This window comes from Nocardia iowensis, from assembly GCF_019222765.1.
In the GTDB taxonomy this organism is placed as follows: domain Bacteria; phylum Actinomycetota; class Actinomycetes; order Mycobacteriales; family Mycobacteriaceae; genus Nocardia; species Nocardia iowensis.
Window position 1 is genome coordinate 6638901 of record NZ_CP078145.1, and the last position, 17224, is coordinate 6656124.

Sequence of the window (17224 nt, forward strand, 5' to 3'; positions counted from 1 at the left end):
CGCCGAGTGGCTGTAATCCAGCACACATCATGGACCCAATCCATGGTTTACCACGCCGCGTCCGGTTCACACGTCACCGGAAGGTTCCGGTACGGAACCTTGTTCGGCTTCGGCTCAGACGATGGCGGCGATGCGGTCGCCCACCTCGACCGTCGACGCCGCACCCGCGCGGGCAGCGAGATCCTTGGCAACGGCGGATTCGATCCGGGCGGCGGCTTCGCTATTGCCGAGATGGTTGAGCAGCAACGAAACCGAGAGGATTGCGGCGGTCGGGTCCGCCTTGGACTGGCCCGCGATATCGGGGGCGCTGCCGTGCACCGGCTCGAACATGCTCGGATTGGTCCCCGAGGCATCGATATTGCCGCTGGCGGCCAGGCCGATGCCGCCGCTGACGGCGGCCGCGAGGTCGGTGATGATGTCGCCGAACAGGTTGTCGGTGACGATCACATCGAACCGGCCCGGATCGTTCACCAGATGAATGGTCGCGGCGTCGATGTGCTGGTAAGCCGTTGCGACATCAGGGAATTCGGCGGCCACCTCGTCCACGGTGCGCTGCCACAGCGAACCGGCGAAGGTGAGCACGTTGGTTTTGTGCACCAGAGTGAGGTGCTTGCGGCGGGCCTGCGCCTTCGCGAAGGCGTAGCGCACGACGCGCTCGATGCCGAAGCGGGTGTTGGTGCTGACCTCGGTTGCCACCTCGTGCGGCGTCTCGACGCGGATCGCACCACCGGTGCCGGTGTACGGCCCCTCGGTCCCTTCCCGGACCACCACGAAATCGATGTCGGGGCTGCCTGCCAGCGGGCTGGTCACGCCGGGAAACAGCTTGGACGGCCGCAGGTTCACGTGATGATCCAGTGCGAACCGGGTGCGCAGCAGCAGCCCGCGCTCGAGCACGCCGCTGGGCACCGACGGATCACCGATCGCGCCGAGCAGGATCGCGTCGTGCTGCTTCAACTCCGGCAGCACCGATTCCGGCAGGATCTCACCGGTCGCGTGGTACCGCTTGGCACCGAGGTCGTACTCGGTCTTCTCGACACCTGGCACGACCACGTCGAGCACCTTCAGTGCCTGAGCAATGACTTCCGGACCGATGCCGTCGCCGGGGATCACAGCAAGCTTCATGACAACAATGCTCCGTTCGGTATTGCTAGGCGCAGGGTCGGCGACCAGGCACCGCATTGTCAGCGCCGCGCACGTTTCCGATGCCCGCGCACGAAATCGCTGATGATTTCGTGCGCGGGGCGTCAATGCGTGCGCGGCATCGGATCAGAACAGGTCGACGACGACGACCTTTGCGGCACCTACGGATTCGGCGATCGCGGATTCCACGTCGGCGGGGACCTCGCGGTTGACGCGCAGGATCACCGTCGCGCCTTCCTTGTCGACGTCCTGGCTCAGCTGGGCGGCGAGGATGTCGATCCCGGCTTCACCGAGCTTGGTGCCGATCTTGCCGAGTGCGCCCGGCTTGTCCTCGTAGTTCAGCACGGCGACGTTCAGGCCCTCGGCGCGCATGTCGTAGTTGCGGCCGTTGATGTTGACGATCTTCTGCACCTGCTGCGGCTCGGTCAGCGTGCCCGCCACGTTCAGGGTGCGGCCGTCGCCGAACACGGCACGCAGGTCGACGACGCTGCGGTGGCTCGGGCTCTCCGACGCGGTGGTCACCTGTGCGGTGATGCCGCGCTCCTTGGCCAGGGTCGGCGCGTTGACGAAGGTGACCTGATCTTCGACCAGGGCGGAGAAAATGCCGCGCAGCGCCGAAAGCTCCAGCACCGCAACGTCTTGCGCGGCGAGCTCGCCGCGCACCTGCACCTCGACACTGACCGGCAGCTCGTCGGACAGCGCACCGAGCAGTGCACCCTGCTTGCGCACGATGTCCAGCCACGGCGAGACCTCTTCGCCGACGCTGCCGCCGGTGACATTCACGGCGCCGGGCACGAATTCACCGGCCAGCGCGAGCAGTACCGACTTGGCGACGTCGGTGCCCGCACGGTCCTGCGCCTCCGAGGTGGACGCGCCGAGGTGCGGGGTCACCACGACCTGCGGCAGCTCGAACAGCGGGCTGTCGGTGCACGGCTCGGTCTCGAACACGTCCAGGCCGGCGGCCCGCACATGGCCGGACTTGATGGCATCGGCGAGCGCCTGCTCGTCGACGAGTCCGCCGCGCGCGGCGTTGACGATGATGACGCCCGGCTTGGTCTTCGCGATGGCTTCCTTGCCGATGATGCCCTTGGTCTCCGGGGTCTTCGGCAGGTGCACCGAGATCAGGTCGGCGCGCTCGAGCAGTTCGTCCAGGCTCAGCAGCTCGATGCCGAGCTGGGCGGCACGGGCGGGCGAGACGTAGGGGTCGTACGCGACGATCTTGGTCTCGAAGGCGGCGAGGCGCGCGGCGAACAGCTGGCCGATGCGGCCGAGGCCGACCACGCCGACGGTCTTGTCGAAGATCTCGACACCGTTGAACTTGCTGCGCTGCCAGGTGTGTTCGCGCAGCGTGGCATCGGCCGCCGGGATCTGGCGCGCGGCGGCGAGTAGCAGCGTGACGGCGTGCTCGGCGGCGGTGTGGATGTTCGAGGTTGGCGCGTTGACCACCATGACACCGCGTTCGGTGGCCGCGGGTACGTCGACATTGTCGAGGCCGACGCCGGCCCTGGCGACGATCTTGAGGTTCTTGCCTGCCTCCAGGACCTCGGCGTCCACCGTGGTCGCGGAGCGCACGAGTAGTGCGTCGGCGTCGGGCACGGCGGCGAGTAGAGCCGGGCGGTCGGGGCCGTCGACCCACCGAACCTCGACTCCGTCACCGAGCGCGTCGACGGTCGACTGGGCAAGCTTGTCGGCGATCAGGACAACAGGACGGCCTGCTTGGCTCACTGTGGAGTACTCCTGGGGAAGGGGTCGGCAATTACCGCCGATCAGCTTAGTGGGCGTGGTTTCGGCGCCTGCTACCCCCTGGTAGGGCGGCCGTCGTCAGTAGAGCGGATTCGCAAAAATATGAAGACCGGTCTACAGTTACCGCATGGGCGCCAAGGGAACCGAGACACGCTGCAAACTCCTCGGTGCCACTCGGGCACTGGTGGAGAAGCACGGATACTTCGGTGCGGGCCTCAACCAGATCATCGAGACCAGCGGCGCACCGCGCGGCTCGCTGTACTTCCACTTTCCGGGCGGCAAGGACCAACTCGTCGCCGAGGCGGTAGCCCAGGCAGGCAGCGAAATCACGGCGCTGATCGATCAGGCCGAACCCGGCGACACCGCGACAGCCGTGACCAGCCTGCTCACTGTATTCGGCGACCGACTGGAAGCCTCCGATTGGCATCACGGCTGTCCGGTCGCCACGGTCACGCTCGACGTTGCGGCCGCGAATGACACGATCCAGGCCGAATGCGCCGCCGCGTACGCGGCATGGGAAGGGGCACTACGCATTCGGCTGCAGGCCGACGGACGGTCCGATGCGGCGGACTTGGCCGCGGCGATTCTCGCCATGATCGAAGGTGCCCTGCTCTTGGCCCGCGCCCAGCGCAACCGCGAGCCGCTCGAGCGGGTGGCGCGCACCATTCACGCCATGCTCTGAGCTCTGAGCTCTGATCAGCCTTTCCGGCAACAGCTTTCGCATATCCTCAGAATATGTAGACCGGTCTATTAAGGAGAACATCATGTCCGACAGCATCGTGCTCGGCGCCGCCGGGTTCATCGGCCGCGCCGTGGTAGCCCACCTACTCACTCAGGGCGGATCCGTCATCGCGGCCGTCCGTCCCGGCAGCGAGCAACGGCTCACCACGTGGCTGCACGCACAGGCTGTCGACCAGACCGGGCTCAGCGTCGTTTCCTGTGACGTGACCGCGAAGGATCTCGGCCTGCCCACCGACCTCGACGCCGCCGACGTCCGTGACGTCTATAACTGCGCGGCCCGCTTCGCTTTCGGCCTCGGCAAGGACGACGCGTACGCGGTGAACGTGACCGGCGCACTCAACGTGCTCGATTGGGCCGCCGCGCTGCCCGGGTTGCGACGGGTCGTCCACATCACCGGCTATCGCATCACCGTCGAGGATTCCGCCGAACAGAACTATGCGACAGGCGCTTACGGTGCCTCGAAGTTCGAGTCGGATCCGCTGCTGCGCCTGCGGGCGGCCGAACGTGGCATTCCCTTGACGATCGCCAACCCGAGCAGCGTACTCGGCCGCGGCCAATACGTCGGGCTCGCAAGCATTGTCGATGACCTGTGGCATGGCAGGCTCGCCGCGATCCCCGGCGGCCGCGAAACCTTCCTTCCGATAGTCGATCTGGACTACTTCGCGGCGTTTCTGACCGAACTGCCGAAGCAGGCCGACACCGCGGGACGATCTTTCACCGTCCTCGACCCGCGAACCCCGGTGCTGCCGGAGCTGATTCGGCTCCTCGCCGGGCATATGGGGGTGCGCGCCCCACGCTTCTCCATTCCGGTCGGCGTCATCGAGAAGCTGCCGCGGGCGTTGACCGGCGCCGACCCCGAAACTCTCCCGTTCATCGCCGACGATCGGTACGACACGGCCGCCGCGGACGAGGTCGCGCACAAAGCCGGACTCGCCATGCCGGACAGCGAGACCGTGCTGCGCGCCTGGGCCGACCATCTGGTTTCGAGCCGGTTCGGTGCCGTCGAGGCGGATCCGACCGCCGGATTCGTCGACGGCATTTGGGTTTCCGGGGACCGTACGCAACCGGCCTACGTGCTACTGCACGGGCTACCTGTCGACAGTGACTCGTGGACCGAGGTGCGCAAGGCCCTCGAAGCGCCCAGCTTGGTTGCCGACCTGCCCGGGCTGGGGCGCTCCGCACCCGGCGAAATCGACGAAGTCCTACCGCGATTGATGAGCACCGCGCGCAGTCGACCTGTACTGGTGGGTCATTCGCTCGGCTGCGGCCCCGTGTTGAAATATGCCGCCGCACACCCGGACCGCATCTCCGGTGTCGTCCTGGTGTCGCCCGCGTTTCTGCAACCGCGGTCCAGTCGAGTCCTAGGTTCACCGCTGGCGGCGGTGGCGTTGCGGCGGATGTCGGCGGCCGCGCTGGCAACGCGACTCGGCATCCCCGCGGGCGCAGCCGTAGACAGTGCGGCAGCCAACTTGCGCAGGCCCGGTGTGGCGGTGCGCACCGTCGCCGCGCTGCGTCGGGCGAGTGCACCCGCACGACGAAACGAGCTGGCCGAGTTGCTTGCCGGTATCGACGTGCCGGTCCGGATCGTTGTCGGCGCGGAAGATCCGCTCGCCGTGGCCGTACCGCCGGAAGTTGTCGTGATCGAGGGCACCGGTCACTACCCGCAGCTGACCCATCCCGCACAGGTAGCGGCCGAGATCGCACAAGTCGGCGTCCGAGCGGTCGGCGCATCCGCGCGCTAGCACCCGCGCAACGAGGAGGGCCCCGCACCACTGGGGTGCGGGGCCCTCTCCGGAATCGCGCTCAGGTGGCGCGAGACCCGGTCGATCAATCGACCATCACGTTAATTCAGCGGCCGCCGAAGGATCCCGTCCACAGGGTGTTGACGATTCCGTGGAGAGCGGCTCCGAAGGTGTCCAGGAAACCGCCCAGGGCAGCGCTACCGGTGTCGATGATAACGGGGATCATTTAAATACCTCTTCGTTGAAAGACAATCCAGTCGTACTGGCTGACACAAGGCACATCGGCGGCCGGACAAAGTGGGTTACGAAATTCCGGCATTTAGTGATGCAGGTTACAGTCACATAACGAAGAACACCTGGTCAGGTGACCATTTGGTGTCAGTGCCCGGAGAACCATGGGCTTGACCACGGCGTATGCCCCTCGGCTTCGGCTCAGCCGCGCTCCGGTCGGTAAACATAAAGATCTGTTAAGAAATCGATGGGAGTCACCTAAGGGAGAAGCGGGATGACTTGATGTGACTCGGACATTTACGCCAAGTCGGACATGGAGGTGCCGGGCACTGAATTCCTCGATGGGCTCCTTACCAGGAGCCCATGCCTATGTCGCTAAAACTCCGACTCTCTAGACACATATGTCGGCTGTATCGACACTGGTAAACTAGACTTTTATTGTTCGCCGGCTTCGCAATGCGGGCTCAGCCCACCGCCGCGACCGCCTGCGAGAAGGCGCGCACCCGCGCGGTCTCCCGGTTGCGATGCCAGATCAACCCGAGTCGTGAGGGTGCCAACCCGGTCACCGGGACGAACGTGACGGAAGGCCGACCGTGGTACGCCGCTGTCGGGTGACACAACAGCATCGCGCCCAGGTCCGCCGCCACCAGCGCGAGCCCTTCCTCCAGCGTGCCGACCTCGGGTCCCTGGACGATCATCCGCCCACCCGGTGTGACATCCAGCGCTTGCGCACGCCGCCAATATTGCGGCGCCGGGCCACGAACACCGATCAACGAGAAGTTCGCCAGGTCCTCGGCCGATAGTGCGGGCCGTCTGGCCAGCGGATGCCCACTGCACACGGCCAAGGTCTGCGGCTGCTCGGAAAAGACCTGCCCCAGAACGAGATCGCTCTCCCCCATCGGCAAAAGCACCACGGCCGTGTCGACCTCGTTGCGCTGCACCGGACCGAACGGATCGGCCAGCGAGACCTCCACCAGCTCGGTCGAGCAGTCCGGGAACCTGCGATGGAACAGCGCGATCGCGTCCATCAGGTGCTGGTTGGAGGAACCCTGAAAACCTATGCGCAGCAGCCCGTCCACCCCACGCGCGGCCGCACGCGCATCCTCCACCGTCGCCCGCAGCGCGGCATAGGCGGGCTGTAGATCAGCCAGGAAGTCCTTGCCGAGCGGCGTGAGCTCGACCTTGCGGCTGGTGCGTTCGACCAACCTGGCGCCGACCCGATGCTCCAGTGCCCGCAAGAGCTGACTCACCCGGCTCTGCGACACGTACAGCCGTTCACCGGCGCGGCCGAAGTGCAGTTCCTCGGCCAGCACGAGGAAAGCCTCCAGCTCGCGCACTTCCAGGCCGCCCATTCGCTTCCTCTCCACGGTCGATGAGTACAGCTCATAGAACTATGAGACCTTCGCCGTTGTTTCCGAGCTCCGCGCAAACTTGGCTCGATGTCATGACAGAGGTTCAGGAAGTCGCGAGTGGTACGGCGACCCAGCACAACTCGACAACCCAGCGCAACTCGGCGCTGCGCGGGTGGCTCGGTGTCGGCGCCGTGACTGCGGGCACATTCACGGTGGTGACCTCGGAGATGCTGCCGGTCGGCCTGCTCACTCCGATCGGCGACGCATTGCGGGTGTCCGAGGGCGTAGCCGGGCTTTCGCTGACGGTCACCGGTCTGGTCGCCGCCGTTTCCGCACCCGTGCTCACCGCAGTACTCGGCCGCTTCGACCGCAGGTTCGTGATGTGCGTGCTGATGGCGGTGTTGGTGCTCGGCAATCTGGGGGCGGCGTGGTCGCCGAACTTCTGTGTCATGCTCGGCGCCCGGGTGCTGGTCGGCATCGGCATGGGCGGCGTGTGGGCGATCGCGGCGAGCCTGGCCACGCGGCTGGTACCCGCACAATCGGTCGGTGCGGCGACATCGTTGGTCTTCAGCGGGGTTGCCGTGGCATCGGTGCTCGGAATTCCCGCGGGAACGTACATGGGAGCGCTCGCCGGATGGCGCGTTGCCTTCCTCGCCGCCGCCGGTCTCGCGTCGCTGGTGTTGATCGCGATGGCGGTGCTGCTGCCGCGACTGCCCGCGGCGCAGGTGGTTCCGCTCGGCGGTGTGTTCCGACTGCTTCGGCAGCCGCAGTTGCGCACGGGTTTGCTTGTTGTCGCGTTTCTGGTGACCGGGCATTTCGCCGCCTACACCTACATTCGGCCGGTGCTCGAGCAGGTGACCGGGGTTGGTGCGGCGACCATCGGAACGCTGCTGCTGGTATACGGAATCGCCGGTGTCGTAGGCAATTTCGGCGCCGGTGCGGCTGCGGCTCGGACACCACGCACGACCCTTGTCGCACTCAGCACGACCCTGGCGGCGACGGTGTTCCTGGTGCCCGCCCTCGGCGGTTCGCTAGCCCTCGCCGCACTGTTGATGGTCGTGTGGGGGCTGTCCTACGGCGGGGTGTCGGTGAGCACGCAGAGCTGGATCTTCGCCGCGTCACCCGATGCCAGGGAGGGCGCGTCCTCGCTCTTCGCCGGTGTGTTCAACGCCGCCATCGCGCTCGGCTCGCTGGCGGGTGGGCTGGCCGCGGACGCCCTCGGTGTGACATCGGTGATGTGGCTCGGCGGTGCCCTCGCAGTAGCCGCGCTGACGACCGCCGCTTTCGGCAGCGCGCCCGGCAGGCCCGAACAGGGCGTTAGCGGAAAATAAGCTGCACTCATCATCGTCGGGCACATAGCATCACCCGCATGTCCCTGCGCGCGATCCCGGCCTCGATGGACCCTACGGTGGTCGGGTCCATCGACTACGAGCTGACCCGAGTCGAGCGCGAGCACCGCGTTTCGGTCCGGCTCGCCATCGAAAGCGGCAGCCGGGCTTGGGGTTTTCCGTCGCCGGATTCGGATTACGACTGCCGTTTCGTCTATGTCGCGGGCCTCGATACCTACCTGTCGCCTTGGCGCACCCGCGATGTGATCGAGACGCCGCTGGCCGGTCTGCTCGATGTGAACGGCTGGGACCTGGCCAAGGCGCTGCGCCTGCTGGTCGCGGGCAATGCGGTGCTCATCGAATGGCTGATGTCGCCGATCGTGTACCGCGGCGACGCGCGGTTCCGGGATGACCTGCGCGCCTTGGCCGATGAGGTGGCCGATCGCAACCGGGTGGCCCGGCACTACCTGCATCTGGGCACCAAACAGTGGGAGTTGTTCGACCGCAACCGATCACTGAAGAAGGTGTTCTATTCACTGCGCCCGGCAATGGCTTTGCGCTGGCTGCGCGAGCACCCCGGCGCAGCGGTGGCGCCGATGCATCTACCGACGCTGATGGACCAGTGCGACCTGCCCGCCGAGCTGGTTGCGGCGGTGGCCGAGCTGACCGAGCTCAAGTCGCGGACGCGCGAAATGGGCAGCGGCACAGTGCCGATGCCGATCGCCGCGTTCATCGAGTCCGAATTCGACCTGGCCGTAACCGCTTTCCCGAAGACCGCGGACCCGGGCCTGGAGCGCGCCCGAACCCGCACCGCGGAGTTCTTCCGCAACGAGGCACAGTCGGAATTCGTGCTTCCGCGAGAGATCTGAGCGCCCGCCTACACTTCGGCGACGGCATCCGCGTAGGCCTGCGCCAGCCGCTGCGTGGCGGTAGGCCGCTTCTGGTCCGGGCGCGGAATTCCGAGGTGGGCCTCTCGTAGTTCGTCCATGAACTCCGCCCACAGTTCGGGACCGCCCGACTCCAGCAGCTCGGCCCGCACCCGCAGCTGCTTGGTGGTCGGCCGGTGCCGTAATCCCCACGCACCGAGTTGCGCCATCACCGGCACCAGCTGGATGGCAGGCTCGGTCAGCCGGTATTCCGCCTTCTGACCAGGCCTGCTGTCCGCGCGGCTGAGCATGCCCGCCGCGACCAGCCGCTTGAGGCGATCGGACAGGATGTTCGAGGCGATGCCCTCCTCCGATCCGGCGAGCAGCTCGCGGAAATAGCGCCGGTTGCCGAACATCACGTCACGCAGCACCAGCAGGGTCCACCGATCACCGATCACCTCGACCGTCGCGTTGATCGGGCACCCCGAGCGTCCCTCGTCGCGCATCCGCCGCTCCTTCTCCGATCGCCGCCAACTACCGATTGCAATATACAACCGGTAAGCGGCGCAAACGGGGAAAGGCCCCGCACCATGCCGGTGTGGGGCCTTTCAAGAAAGCTTAGGAGCGATCAGATCAGAGAACGCGAACGTCCTGCGCCTGCGGGCCCTTCTGGCCCTGGCCGATCTCGAACTCCACGCGCTGCCCCTCATCGAGGGACCGGAAACCCGCGCCGCTAACGGCCGAGTAATGCACGAAGACGTCGGGGCCTCCGCCGTCTTGCGCGATGAAGCCGAAGCCCTTCTCGCTGTTGAACCACTTCACAATGCCCTGAGCCATTTCATACTTTCTGTAGACGAGCCAGATTCTGGCAAATGGAATGCCCTGGTCTCGTAGATCAACGATGCCATGATCCGACGAATTTCTCCACATGTTGCCCGGCCGATTGTGAGCAAAACAACGCTTGCCGACGGGCTGTTGCCTTCACCTCCCACGCTCTGACAGGCCCCGATCCGGGAACACCACCCGGATCAGTCGTCCAGGTACCTGCGCTTCTTGCCAGGCGCGTTCGTCGCTCCCCTCCGACGAATCGACCTGTACCGCCTTCACCGCATAGTTCGCCGCGTGCCTGGCGTGGCCGGCGACATGGGCGGTGGCCGCCGCGTGTCCGGCCGACCGCGCCGCATAGGCGGCCGCGTCGTTGGTTTCTCGGGCCGCGTCGTGCGCGGCGAAGGCGGCCTCGCGGGCCTCGGGCATCGTCAGCTCGCCACGCGCCCACGCCCTGGCGGCGGCGACGGCCGCGGCCGGTCGCCCGTCATCCGGTCGATCGCGCGCGAACAGCGGCAGCACGCGCTCGGCGCAAGCCGCGGCCCACAGCGCCAACGCCGCGTGGTCGCCGCTGTCGAGGGTCACCGACCCGCTCTGATCGCCTCGGTCCGCACGGCCTTCTCCTTCTCGACGCACTGGCTCGCCGATGCTCGGCAACGTCTAGTTCCGTTGTGCCGCAAAGGCCATCGCTCTCGGCGCACCATCGCGCCGCTAAGTCATCCTACGACTTTCTACCGCGTCGCGCAGCCCACGATTTCCGGCTGTTCACGGGCGCAGGTAACGCACCTGGCGCGGCTTGGCTTCGGTATAGGCGGTGCGTCCGGACAGGTGTTCGGGGACGCCGACCTCCCACCACGCACCCGCTTCGGTCCAGCTCGACGGCTGGGTGCGGATCACGAGGACGGCCGGGCGGGACTCGCGGACGGCGGTCTTCCGCGCATCGGCGTAGGCGTCGCGGAATTCGTTCAGGTCGGTGGCGGTGAAGACGGCGCAGCCCAGCGCACGGGCGTGCGCGGCGAAGTCCACCCGCGGCGGCTCGTCGTGAGTGGTGCGGCAGTCGGCGTAGAAGTTGTTGAACGCCGCGCCGCCTTGCCCCTCCTGCAGGCGGGCGATCACCGCGTAGCCATCGTTGTCGCAGACGACCGCGACGAACGGGTGGCCCGCGAACGCCGCCGAGAACAGTTCGGAGTTCAGCATCAGGTAAGAACCGTCGCCGAGCATGGTGGTGACCAGGCCGTCGGTGTGTGCCATGGCCGCGCCCCAGGCACCGGCGAGCTCGTAGCCCATGCAGGAAAAGCCGTATTCGACGTCCATGGTCGGGGCGCCGCCCGGGGCGCGCCAACCGCCGATGAGTTCGCCGGGCAGGCCGCCCGAGGCGGTCATGACGTAGTCGTTGGGTTCGCTGAGTTCGTTGACGACGCCCACCACCTGGGCGTAGCTCGGCGTGCCCGGCGTGTGGGCGCGCAACTTGTCGATGTTGGCGTCCCAGCTACCGCGCTGAGCTGCGGCGCGGGCGGTCCACGTCGGGTCGACGCGCCATTCGCGCAAGTGCCCGGCCAGGTCGCGGACCGTCGCCTCGGCGTCACCGACTATGGCGAGGGCACCGTGCTTGACCGCGTCGAACCGTGCCGTATTGATGGTGACGAGGCGGACTTCTCGCGCGAAGACCGTCCACGAGGCCGTGGTGAAGTCCTGCAACCGGGTGCCGATGGCGAGGACCAGGTCGGCTTCGGACGCCATGGTGTTCGCCGATGTCGAGCCGGTGACACCGAGCGGACCGGCGTAGAGCGGATGCTCGTGCGGCACCAGCGTGCGCCCGGCTGTCGTCTCGACGACCGGAATGCCGTGGCGCTCAGCGAATTCGAGGACGGTGCGGGCCGCACCCGAATAGCGGACACCGCCGCCGAGCACCAGCAGCGGCCTTGCCGAGTTGCGCAGAGCCTCGGCGGCATCGGCCGCTGCACGCTCGTCTGGCCGAGGACGTAGGACGCGATGAACGACCGGCTCGAACAGTGCGTCCGGGAAGTCGTAGGTCTCGGCTTGCACGTCTTGGGGCAGCGCGAGGGTCACCGGGCCTGCCTCGGCCGGGTCGGTGAGCACCCGGACCGCTTGGGGCAGAGTGGAAATCAGCTGCTCCGGGCGGGTGATCCGATCGAAATAGCGGCTCACCGCACGGAAGGCGTCGTTCACCGTCGCGGTCGCGTCGCCGAAGTGCTCGACCTGCTGGAGCACGGGATCGGGTGCGCGGGTAGTGAAGGTGTCACCCGGGAGCAACAGCAGCGGAAGGCGATTCGCGTGCGCGACACCCGCGGCGGTCACCATGTTCAACGCGCCGGGGCCGATCGAGGAGGTGGCAACGCCGATCTGCCGTCGATGGGTCGCCTTGGCGTAACCGACGGCGGCCAGAGCCATGCCCTGCTCGGTGTGCCCACGCCAGACCGGGATTTCGTCCCGCCGCTCCTGCAAAGCGGTGCCGAGGCCGAGCACATTGCCGTGGCCGAAGATGCCGAAAACGGCGGGAAACAACGGCACTTCGCGGCCGTCGAGGGTTTCCGAACGTTGGGCGACCAACCAGGCCACCACTGCCTGTGCCGCGGTCAGTTTCATCCGATCCGTCCTTCGTGATTGGTGACCGGGCAGCGGGAATCCCGAGACTGTTCGTCCCAGCTGCCACGTACCCAGCTGTGTGCCGGGTCGTCGCAGAAGGCCATCGAACGATCCTCGGCGGGGCCCGCCAGCACGTTGAGGTAGTACATCGGATAGCCCGGTGCGGCGATGCACGGTCCGTGATAGCCGCGCGGGACCAGGAAGACATCACCGTCGCGCACGGTGACGTTTTCGTCGATCGCGCCGTCGGCGGTGTAGGTGCGGTGGATCCCGAATCCCTCACGCGACGGCGTGGTTCCGTCGCGTCCGGCAATGCGGAAGTAGTAGATCTCCTCGTTGACGACCTCGCAGTCGCTCGCCTCGTCGTGCTTGTGCGGCGGATAGGAGGACCAGTTGCCGTCCGGGGTGATCAGCTCGCAGGCATTGAGCTTGTCGGCGTGGTCCCACGCGCCGGGGACGCCGAACTTGGTGACCTGGCGGGTGGCTCGGCCCGCGCCGCGGATATCGACCGGGACTTCCTCGGCCGGGCCGTATTTGGGTTCCAGGCGGTTGGTGCAACGCGCCATGGGGAGGGCGAGCTCGACGTCACCGTCGGCGGTGAGCTCGACCTCGGCGTCGCGCGGGAGGTAGGCGAAGTCCGTCACCCGGGTGAATACCGAAGCCCGGCCGGACAATTGGAACCTCATGCCGTCCACGCGCACGGTGCACGATCCGGCAAGCGGCAGGACGAACGCTTCGTACTCGCCCGTCTCGATTCTCCGCGTCGCACCGGCACGCAGCTTCAGCACTCGCAAGCCGGTATAGGTCCACCCGGCTTCCTCGGGGGTGAGCAGGATGGGATCGCCACCCTCGCTGAGCGTTCCAGCGGGCCGGTGCAGTGTCATCGCAGGCTTCATCGAGCCTCCTTCAACATCTTGGCCGCCACGTCGACGGCTGCGCCGACGTCGCCGTCGGGCGGATAGAGCAGGGTGCGGCCGACGACAAGCCCACGCACCACGTCGTGACCGAGGGCACCGTCCCAGAACGCGAGGTCGGCCACCGGGTCGCCGGAGGGGGCGCCGCCCAGGACGACCACCGGCAAGGTGGTCGCGTCCAGAACGGAAACATCCTGTGGCGCAGGGATCTTCAGCCAGGTGTACGCGGAGGTGACGCCGAGGCCGGATGCCACGGTGATGGCTCGGGACAGCGAGGGCGCGTCCTTGCTCATCACCAGGGCACCGGAATCGTCGCGGTGGTACGGCAGCGGCTCGACCATGGCCATGAGGCCGTTCGCCGCGAGTTCGGAGACCGCCTGCGCGCACGCCTGCAATGTCGGCACCGTGCCCGCGTCGGAATCGACCAGGCGGAGCAGCATTTTGCCGCCGTCCAGACGGAACCGCGCCAGCGAGTCGGCGTCGTATCCGGTGAAGCGGTCGTCGATTTCCCACTCGGCACCGGCCAGACCGCCACGGTTCATCGAGCCGATGACGACCTTGTCGTCCAACGCACCCAACAGCAGCAGTTCCTCCACCACGTCCGGCGAGCCGAGCACGCCGTCGACGTCCGGGTGGGCCAGCGCGATCAGCAGCCGCCCCAGCAGCGCGCGCCGGTCCGCCATGGCGGTCAGGTCCGAGCCGACGCCGAGCGCACCGCGGGCCGGGTGGTCCGCGGCGATCAGGAACAGGGTCTCCTTGCCCGCCAACAGGTTCGGGCGGCGGACCCGTTTCGCATAAGCCCGTTCGACCGCCGCCGGGTCCGTCGCGCGGACGCGCAGCAGTTCACGCCAGCGTTCGTCGGTCAACTGCACGGTAGGTTCTCCCATTCTGTCTTTGCGGTATGCCTCAGCGGCATAACAGTTCCTCGATTTCCGAGTTCGTCGGCATGGCATCCGCGCACGCCAGCCGGGACGCCACCAGGGCGCCCGCGGCGTTGGCGTAGGTGGCGATGCGGTGCGGGTCCCAGTCCGAGAGCAGGCCGTGGATCAGCGCGCCGCCGAATCCATCGCCCGCGCCGAGTCCGCAGACCACCTCGACGCGGCACGGCGGCACCGTCCAGCGTTCGTATTCGGTGGCGACGAGCACGCCCTCGGCGCCACGCTTGATCACCGCGAGGCGGACGCCGCGAGCCAGCAGTCGGTCGGCGGCCTCGTCGGGATCGGCTGTCCCGACGGCCACTTGGACCTCGGTGCGGTTGCCGACAACGACGTTCACGTGATCGACCAGCCAGCCGATCTCGGCCCGAGCGGTGTCGATATCCGGCCAGAACATCGGCCGGTAGTCGAGATCCAGCACGGTGTGCCCGTGGCGGGCCCGGCGTTCGAGAATCCGGCGCTGAGTGGTGCGGCCCGGCTCCGCGCTCACCCCGGTGCCGGTAACCCACAGCAGCGGAACCGAATCCACCACCTGCCACGGCACCTCGTCCTCGGTGAGGGTGAGATCCGGGGCGATGGGCGCCCGATAGAACAGCAGCGGCGGATCGGCGGGCGGTTTCAGCTCGCAAAAGACCACCGGTGTCAACAGATCCGGCGCGGTCGTCACGTAGTCGGCCGATACGCCGAAATCCGCCAACGCTGTTCGGACGTAGTCGCCGAAGCCGTCCGGGCCCACCTTCGTCAGCACCGCGCTGCGGCGGCCCAGTCGCGCGGCGGCCACCGCGACGTTGGTCGCGGTGCCGCCCAGGAACTTCGCGAAGGACTCGACCTCGGCGAGCCCGACGCCGCTCTGCTGCGGGTAGAGATCGACGCCGACCCGGCCGATCGTCAAGATCTCCAGGCCGGTCACGAGACAACCCGCTGCAGTTCGTGCTGCAACGCGTCCAGCTCGGCCCCGCCCGCCATCTGCCGCGTCAACTCCGACAGATCTATCTCGGTTTTCTCGTACGAGCCGAGCATCGTGCCGCGTTTCAGCAGCAGGAACCGGTCGCCGACCGGGAAGGCGTGGTGCGGGTTGTGGGTGATCAGGATGACCCCGAGCCCCCGATCGCGCGCCTGGACAACGTACTTCAGCACCACCCCGGCCTGCTTCACGCCGAGTGCGGCGGTGGGCTCGTCGAGGATCAGCACCTTGGCGCCGTAATGCACGGCTCGCGCGATGGCGACGCACTGGCGCTGTCCACCGGACAGCGTGCCGACCGGCTGCTCCATGTCGCGGAGCTCGATACCCATGTCCGCCAACCCTTGTCGCGCAATCTCCCGCCCCTTCTTGCGGTCGAGCAGGCGGAAGGGGCCGCTGGTCGGCTCCGAGCCGAGCACGAAGTTGCGCCAGACGCTCATCAACGGCACCACCGCCAGGTCCTGATAGACGGTGGCGATGCCGTGATCCAATGCCGCACGCGGCGAGGACAATCGGACCGGCTGTCCGTCGATCCGCAGCTCGCCGCGGTCGTGCTGGTGCACGCCCGCCAGGATCTTGATGAGCGTCGACTTGCCCGCGCCGTTGTCACCGAGGATGCAGGTGACCTCGCCCGCGTTCACCACGGTGGACACGTCCTGCAGCGCTACGACGCCACCGTAGCTCTTGCCGATATCAACGGCCTCGATCAGTGGAGTTGGCCCACCCGTCGCCCGGCCGCCGCCGCTCATCGAATCGCTGCGCGATGCTTCACTCATCGGCGTACCCTTTCGGCTCGCTTCTGGAATCTGTTGTTGACCAACACCGCCGCCAGCAGCAGCACGCCGAGGAACAGCATGAACCAGTCACTGTCCCAGCGCGCGAACACAATTCCCTGCCGCGCCATGCCAAAGATCAGCGCACCGATCGCGGCGCCGATGGCCGAACCGAAACCGCCGGTCAGCAGACAGCCGCCGACAACCGCGGCAATGATGTAGTGCAGTTCGAGCCCGACTCCCTGATTGGCCTGCACACTGGTGAAACGCAGGATGCTGCAGGAGCCGACCACCCAACCGGCGAACGCGGTGGTCATGAAGAGCACGATCTTCGTCCGATCCGCCGGCACACCGACGGCACGCGCGTTCGTCAATGAGCCGCCCACCGCGAAGATCCAGTTGCCGAACTTGGTGCGCACCAGCACGATCGCGGCGATGGCGGTCAACACGATCCACCAGACGACCGAGGCCTGGATGCGAGCATCACCGATGTTCAACGTCGAGGCGAACACCCAGCCTGCCGAGTTGTAGCCGTCCGCGCTCCGAATCCCGGACACCTGAACGGTTCCGGTGACCAGCCGCGTGACGCCGAGGTTCAGACCCTGCAGCGCAAGGAAAGTGCCGAGCGTGACGATGAAACTCGGCAAACCCGTGCGCATCACGAGCCAGCCGTTGAACGCGCCGACGAGCAGCGCCAGTACCAGCGAGGCCAGCAGGGCGAACCAGACGTTCCAGCCCGCGTGCACCGCGAGCAACGCGGTAACCAGCGCGGTCGACGCGGTCATCACGCCCGCCGACAGGTCGAACTCCCCACCGATCATCAACAGCGCCACCGCGACCGCCATGATGCCGAGCGTCGACGAATCGTCCAGCCAGGTCGCGATGCCCAGCGGACTCAGGAAGCGATCGGTGATGATCGAGAAGAACACGAACACGAGCAGCGCGCCGAGCGCGGCACCGATCTCCGGCCGGACGACCAGCCGCTGCATCAGCGTCGGCCCCTTCGGTTGCGAGCCCGGCGCGGCCTCGGATGTTTTTGTGGCAACAGTCATTTCATCCACTCCTG

The 17224-nt window shown here is 67.2% G+C and carries 16 protein-coding genes; 4 read left to right on the forward strand and 12 right to left on the reverse strand.

Going from position 1 to position 17224, the window contains the following annotated elements; genetic code table 11:
• Nucleotides 1–114: 114 nt before the first annotated feature.
• Both KV110_RS30665 and serA read right to left on the reverse strand, forming a co-directional pair.
• Nucleotides 115–1122 (reverse strand): 3-isopropylmalate dehydrogenase, encoded by a 1008-nt coding sequence (locus KV110_RS30665; protein ID WP_218470661.1) that lies wholly within the window; start codon nt 1120–1122, stop codon nt 115–117.
• A gap of 144 nt (nt 1123–1266) precedes the next feature.
• Nucleotides 1267–2865, reverse strand: a complete 1599-nt coding sequence (gene serA / locus KV110_RS30670) for a phosphoglycerate dehydrogenase (protein WP_218470662.1) — start codon at nt 2863–2865, stop codon at nt 1267–1269.
• 145 nt (nt 2866–3010) lie between these two features.
• Between serA and KV110_RS30675 the strand changes: the two genes are divergently transcribed.
• Together KV110_RS30675 and KV110_RS30680 are read left to right on the forward strand one after the other, a co-directional pair.
• Nucleotides 3011–3565 carry a TetR/AcrR family transcriptional regulator gene (locus KV110_RS30675; protein WP_218470663.1) on the forward strand — a complete coding sequence of 185 codons (555 nt, stop codon included), beginning with the start codon at nt 3011–3013 and terminating at the stop codon, nt 3563–3565.
• Between the two features lie 82 nt (nt 3566–3647).
• Nucleotides 3648–5366, forward strand: a complete 1719-nt coding sequence (locus tag KV110_RS30680) for an alpha/beta fold hydrolase (RefSeq protein ID WP_218470664.1) — start codon at nt 3648–3650, stop codon at nt 5364–5366.
• A gap of 695 nt (nt 5367–6061) precedes the next feature.
• Here KV110_RS30680 and KV110_RS30685 read toward each other — a convergent pair.
• The gene (locus KV110_RS30685; protein ID WP_246634085.1) at nt 6062–6964 is read right to left on the reverse strand and encodes a LysR family transcriptional regulator; all 903 of its coding nucleotides are present in this window, start codon (nt 6962–6964) and stop codon (nt 6062–6064) included.
• Between the two features lie 77 nt (nt 6965–7041).
• Between KV110_RS30685 and KV110_RS30690 the strand changes: the two genes are divergently transcribed.
• Together KV110_RS30690 and KV110_RS30695 are read left to right on the forward strand one after the other, a co-directional pair.
• Nucleotides 7042–8280: an MFS transporter gene (locus KV110_RS30690; protein WP_218470665.1), complete on the forward strand. Its 1239-nt coding sequence runs from the start codon at nt 7042–7044 to the stop codon at nt 8278–8280.
• A gap of 38 nt (nt 8281–8318) precedes the next feature.
• Complete coding sequence (locus KV110_RS30695; RefSeq protein ID WP_218470666.1) at nt 8319–9146, forward strand: nucleotidyltransferase domain-containing protein; 828 nt, start codon at nt 8319–8321, stop codon at nt 9144–9146.
• A gap of 8 nt (nt 9147–9154) precedes the next feature.
• Here the strand turns inward: KV110_RS30695 and KV110_RS30700 are convergent, their stop codons facing one another.
• The 9 genes from KV110_RS30700 to KV110_RS30740 form a co-directional block, all read right to left on the reverse strand.
• Complete coding sequence (locus tag KV110_RS30700) at nt 9155–9649, reverse strand: winged helix-turn-helix transcriptional regulator (RefSeq protein ID WP_218470667.1); 495 nt, start codon at nt 9647–9649, stop codon at nt 9155–9157.
• Nucleotides 9650–9776: 127 nt separating this feature from the next.
• Nucleotides 9777–9980 carry a cold-shock protein gene (locus tag KV110_RS30705; RefSeq protein WP_054814460.1) on the reverse strand — a complete coding sequence of 68 codons (204 nt, stop codon included), beginning with the start codon at nt 9978–9980 and terminating at the stop codon, nt 9777–9779.
• A gap of 144 nt (nt 9981–10124) precedes the next feature.
• On the reverse strand, nt 10125–10553 hold the full coding sequence (locus KV110_RS30710; protein WP_218470668.1) for a putative immunity protein: 429 nt from the start codon (nt 10551–10553) through the stop codon (nt 10125–10127).
• 180 nt (nt 10554–10733) lie between these two features.
• The gene (gene iolD, locus KV110_RS30715) at nt 10734–12575 is read right to left on the reverse strand and encodes a 3D-(3,5/4)-trihydroxycyclohexane-1,2-dione acylhydrolase (decyclizing) (RefSeq protein ID WP_218470669.1); all 1842 of its coding nucleotides are present in this window, start codon (nt 12573–12575) and stop codon (nt 10734–10736) included.
• Nucleotides 12572–13459, reverse strand: coding sequence for a 5-deoxy-glucuronate isomerase (gene iolB, locus KV110_RS30720; protein WP_218479111.1), 888 nt, complete (start codon nt 13457–13459; stop codon nt 12572–12574). Before iolB ends, iolD begins: the two co-directional genes overlap by 4 nt.
• A gap of 8 nt (nt 13460–13467) precedes the next feature.
• Complete coding sequence (locus tag KV110_RS30725; protein WP_218470670.1) at nt 13468–14376, reverse strand: Cgl0159 family (beta/alpha)8-fold protein; 909 nt, start codon at nt 14374–14376, stop codon at nt 13468–13470.
• Nucleotides 14377–14395: 19 nt separating this feature from the next.
• Complete coding sequence (iolC, locus tag KV110_RS30730; protein ID WP_218470671.1) at nt 14396–15334, reverse strand: 5-dehydro-2-deoxygluconokinase; 939 nt, start codon at nt 15332–15334, stop codon at nt 14396–14398.
• Complete coding sequence (locus KV110_RS30735; protein ID WP_246634087.1) at nt 15331–16161, reverse strand: ATP-binding cassette domain-containing protein; 831 nt, start codon at nt 16159–16161, stop codon at nt 15331–15333. Before KV110_RS30735 ends, iolC begins: the two co-directional genes overlap by 4 nt.
• Nucleotides 16158–17210 carry an ABC transporter permease gene (locus KV110_RS30740; protein WP_218470672.1) on the reverse strand — a complete coding sequence of 351 codons (1053 nt, stop codon included), beginning with the start codon at nt 17208–17210 and terminating at the stop codon, nt 16158–16160. Before KV110_RS30740 ends, KV110_RS30735 begins: the two co-directional genes overlap by 4 nt.
• Between the last annotated feature and the right edge of the window lie 14 nt (nt 17211–17224).

Coding starts and splice junctions, on each gene's coding strand:
- KV110_RS30695 (WP_218470666.1), top strand. CDS start 8,319: ATGTCCCTGCGCGCGATCCCGGCCTCGATGGACCCTACGGTGGTCGGG.
- KV110_RS30700 (WP_218470667.1), bottom strand. CDS start 9,649: ATGCGCGACGAGGGACGCTCGGGGTGCCCGATCAACGCGACGGTCGAG.
- iolD (WP_218470669.1), bottom strand. CDS start 12,575: ATGAAACTGACCGCGGCACAGGCAGTGGTGGCCTGGTTGGTCGCCCAA.
- KV110_RS30665 (WP_218470661.1), bottom strand. CDS start 1,122: ATGAAGCTTGCTGTGATCCCCGGCGACGGCATCGGTCCGGAAGTCATT.
- KV110_RS30690 (WP_218470665.1), top strand. CDS start 7,042: ATGACAGAGGTTCAGGAAGTCGCGAGTGGTACGGCGACCCAGCACAAC.
- KV110_RS30740 (WP_218470672.1), bottom strand. CDS start 17,210: ATGACTGTTGCCACAAAAACATCCGAGGCCGCGCCGGGCTCGCAACCG.
- KV110_RS30735 (WP_246634087.1), bottom strand. CDS start 16,161: ATGAGTGAAGCATCGCGCAGCGATTCGATGAGCGGCGGCGGCCGGGCG.
- KV110_RS30675 (WP_218470663.1), top strand. CDS start 3,011: ATGGGCGCCAAGGGAACCGAGACACGCTGCAAACTCCTCGGTGCCACT.
- KV110_RS30705 (WP_054814460.1), bottom strand. CDS start 9,980: ATGGCTCAGGGCATTGTGAAGTGGTTCAACAGCGAGAAGGGCTTCGGC.
- KV110_RS30725 (WP_218470670.1), bottom strand. CDS start 14,376: ATGGGAGAACCTACCGTGCAGTTGACCGACGAACGCTGGCGTGAACTG.
- iolB (WP_218479111.1), bottom strand. CDS start 13,459: ATGACACTGCACCGGCCCGCTGGAACGCTCAGCGAGGGTGGCGATCCC.
- KV110_RS30680 (WP_218470664.1), top strand. CDS start 3,648: ATGTCCGACAGCATCGTGCTCGGCGCCGCCGGGTTCATCGGCCGCGCC.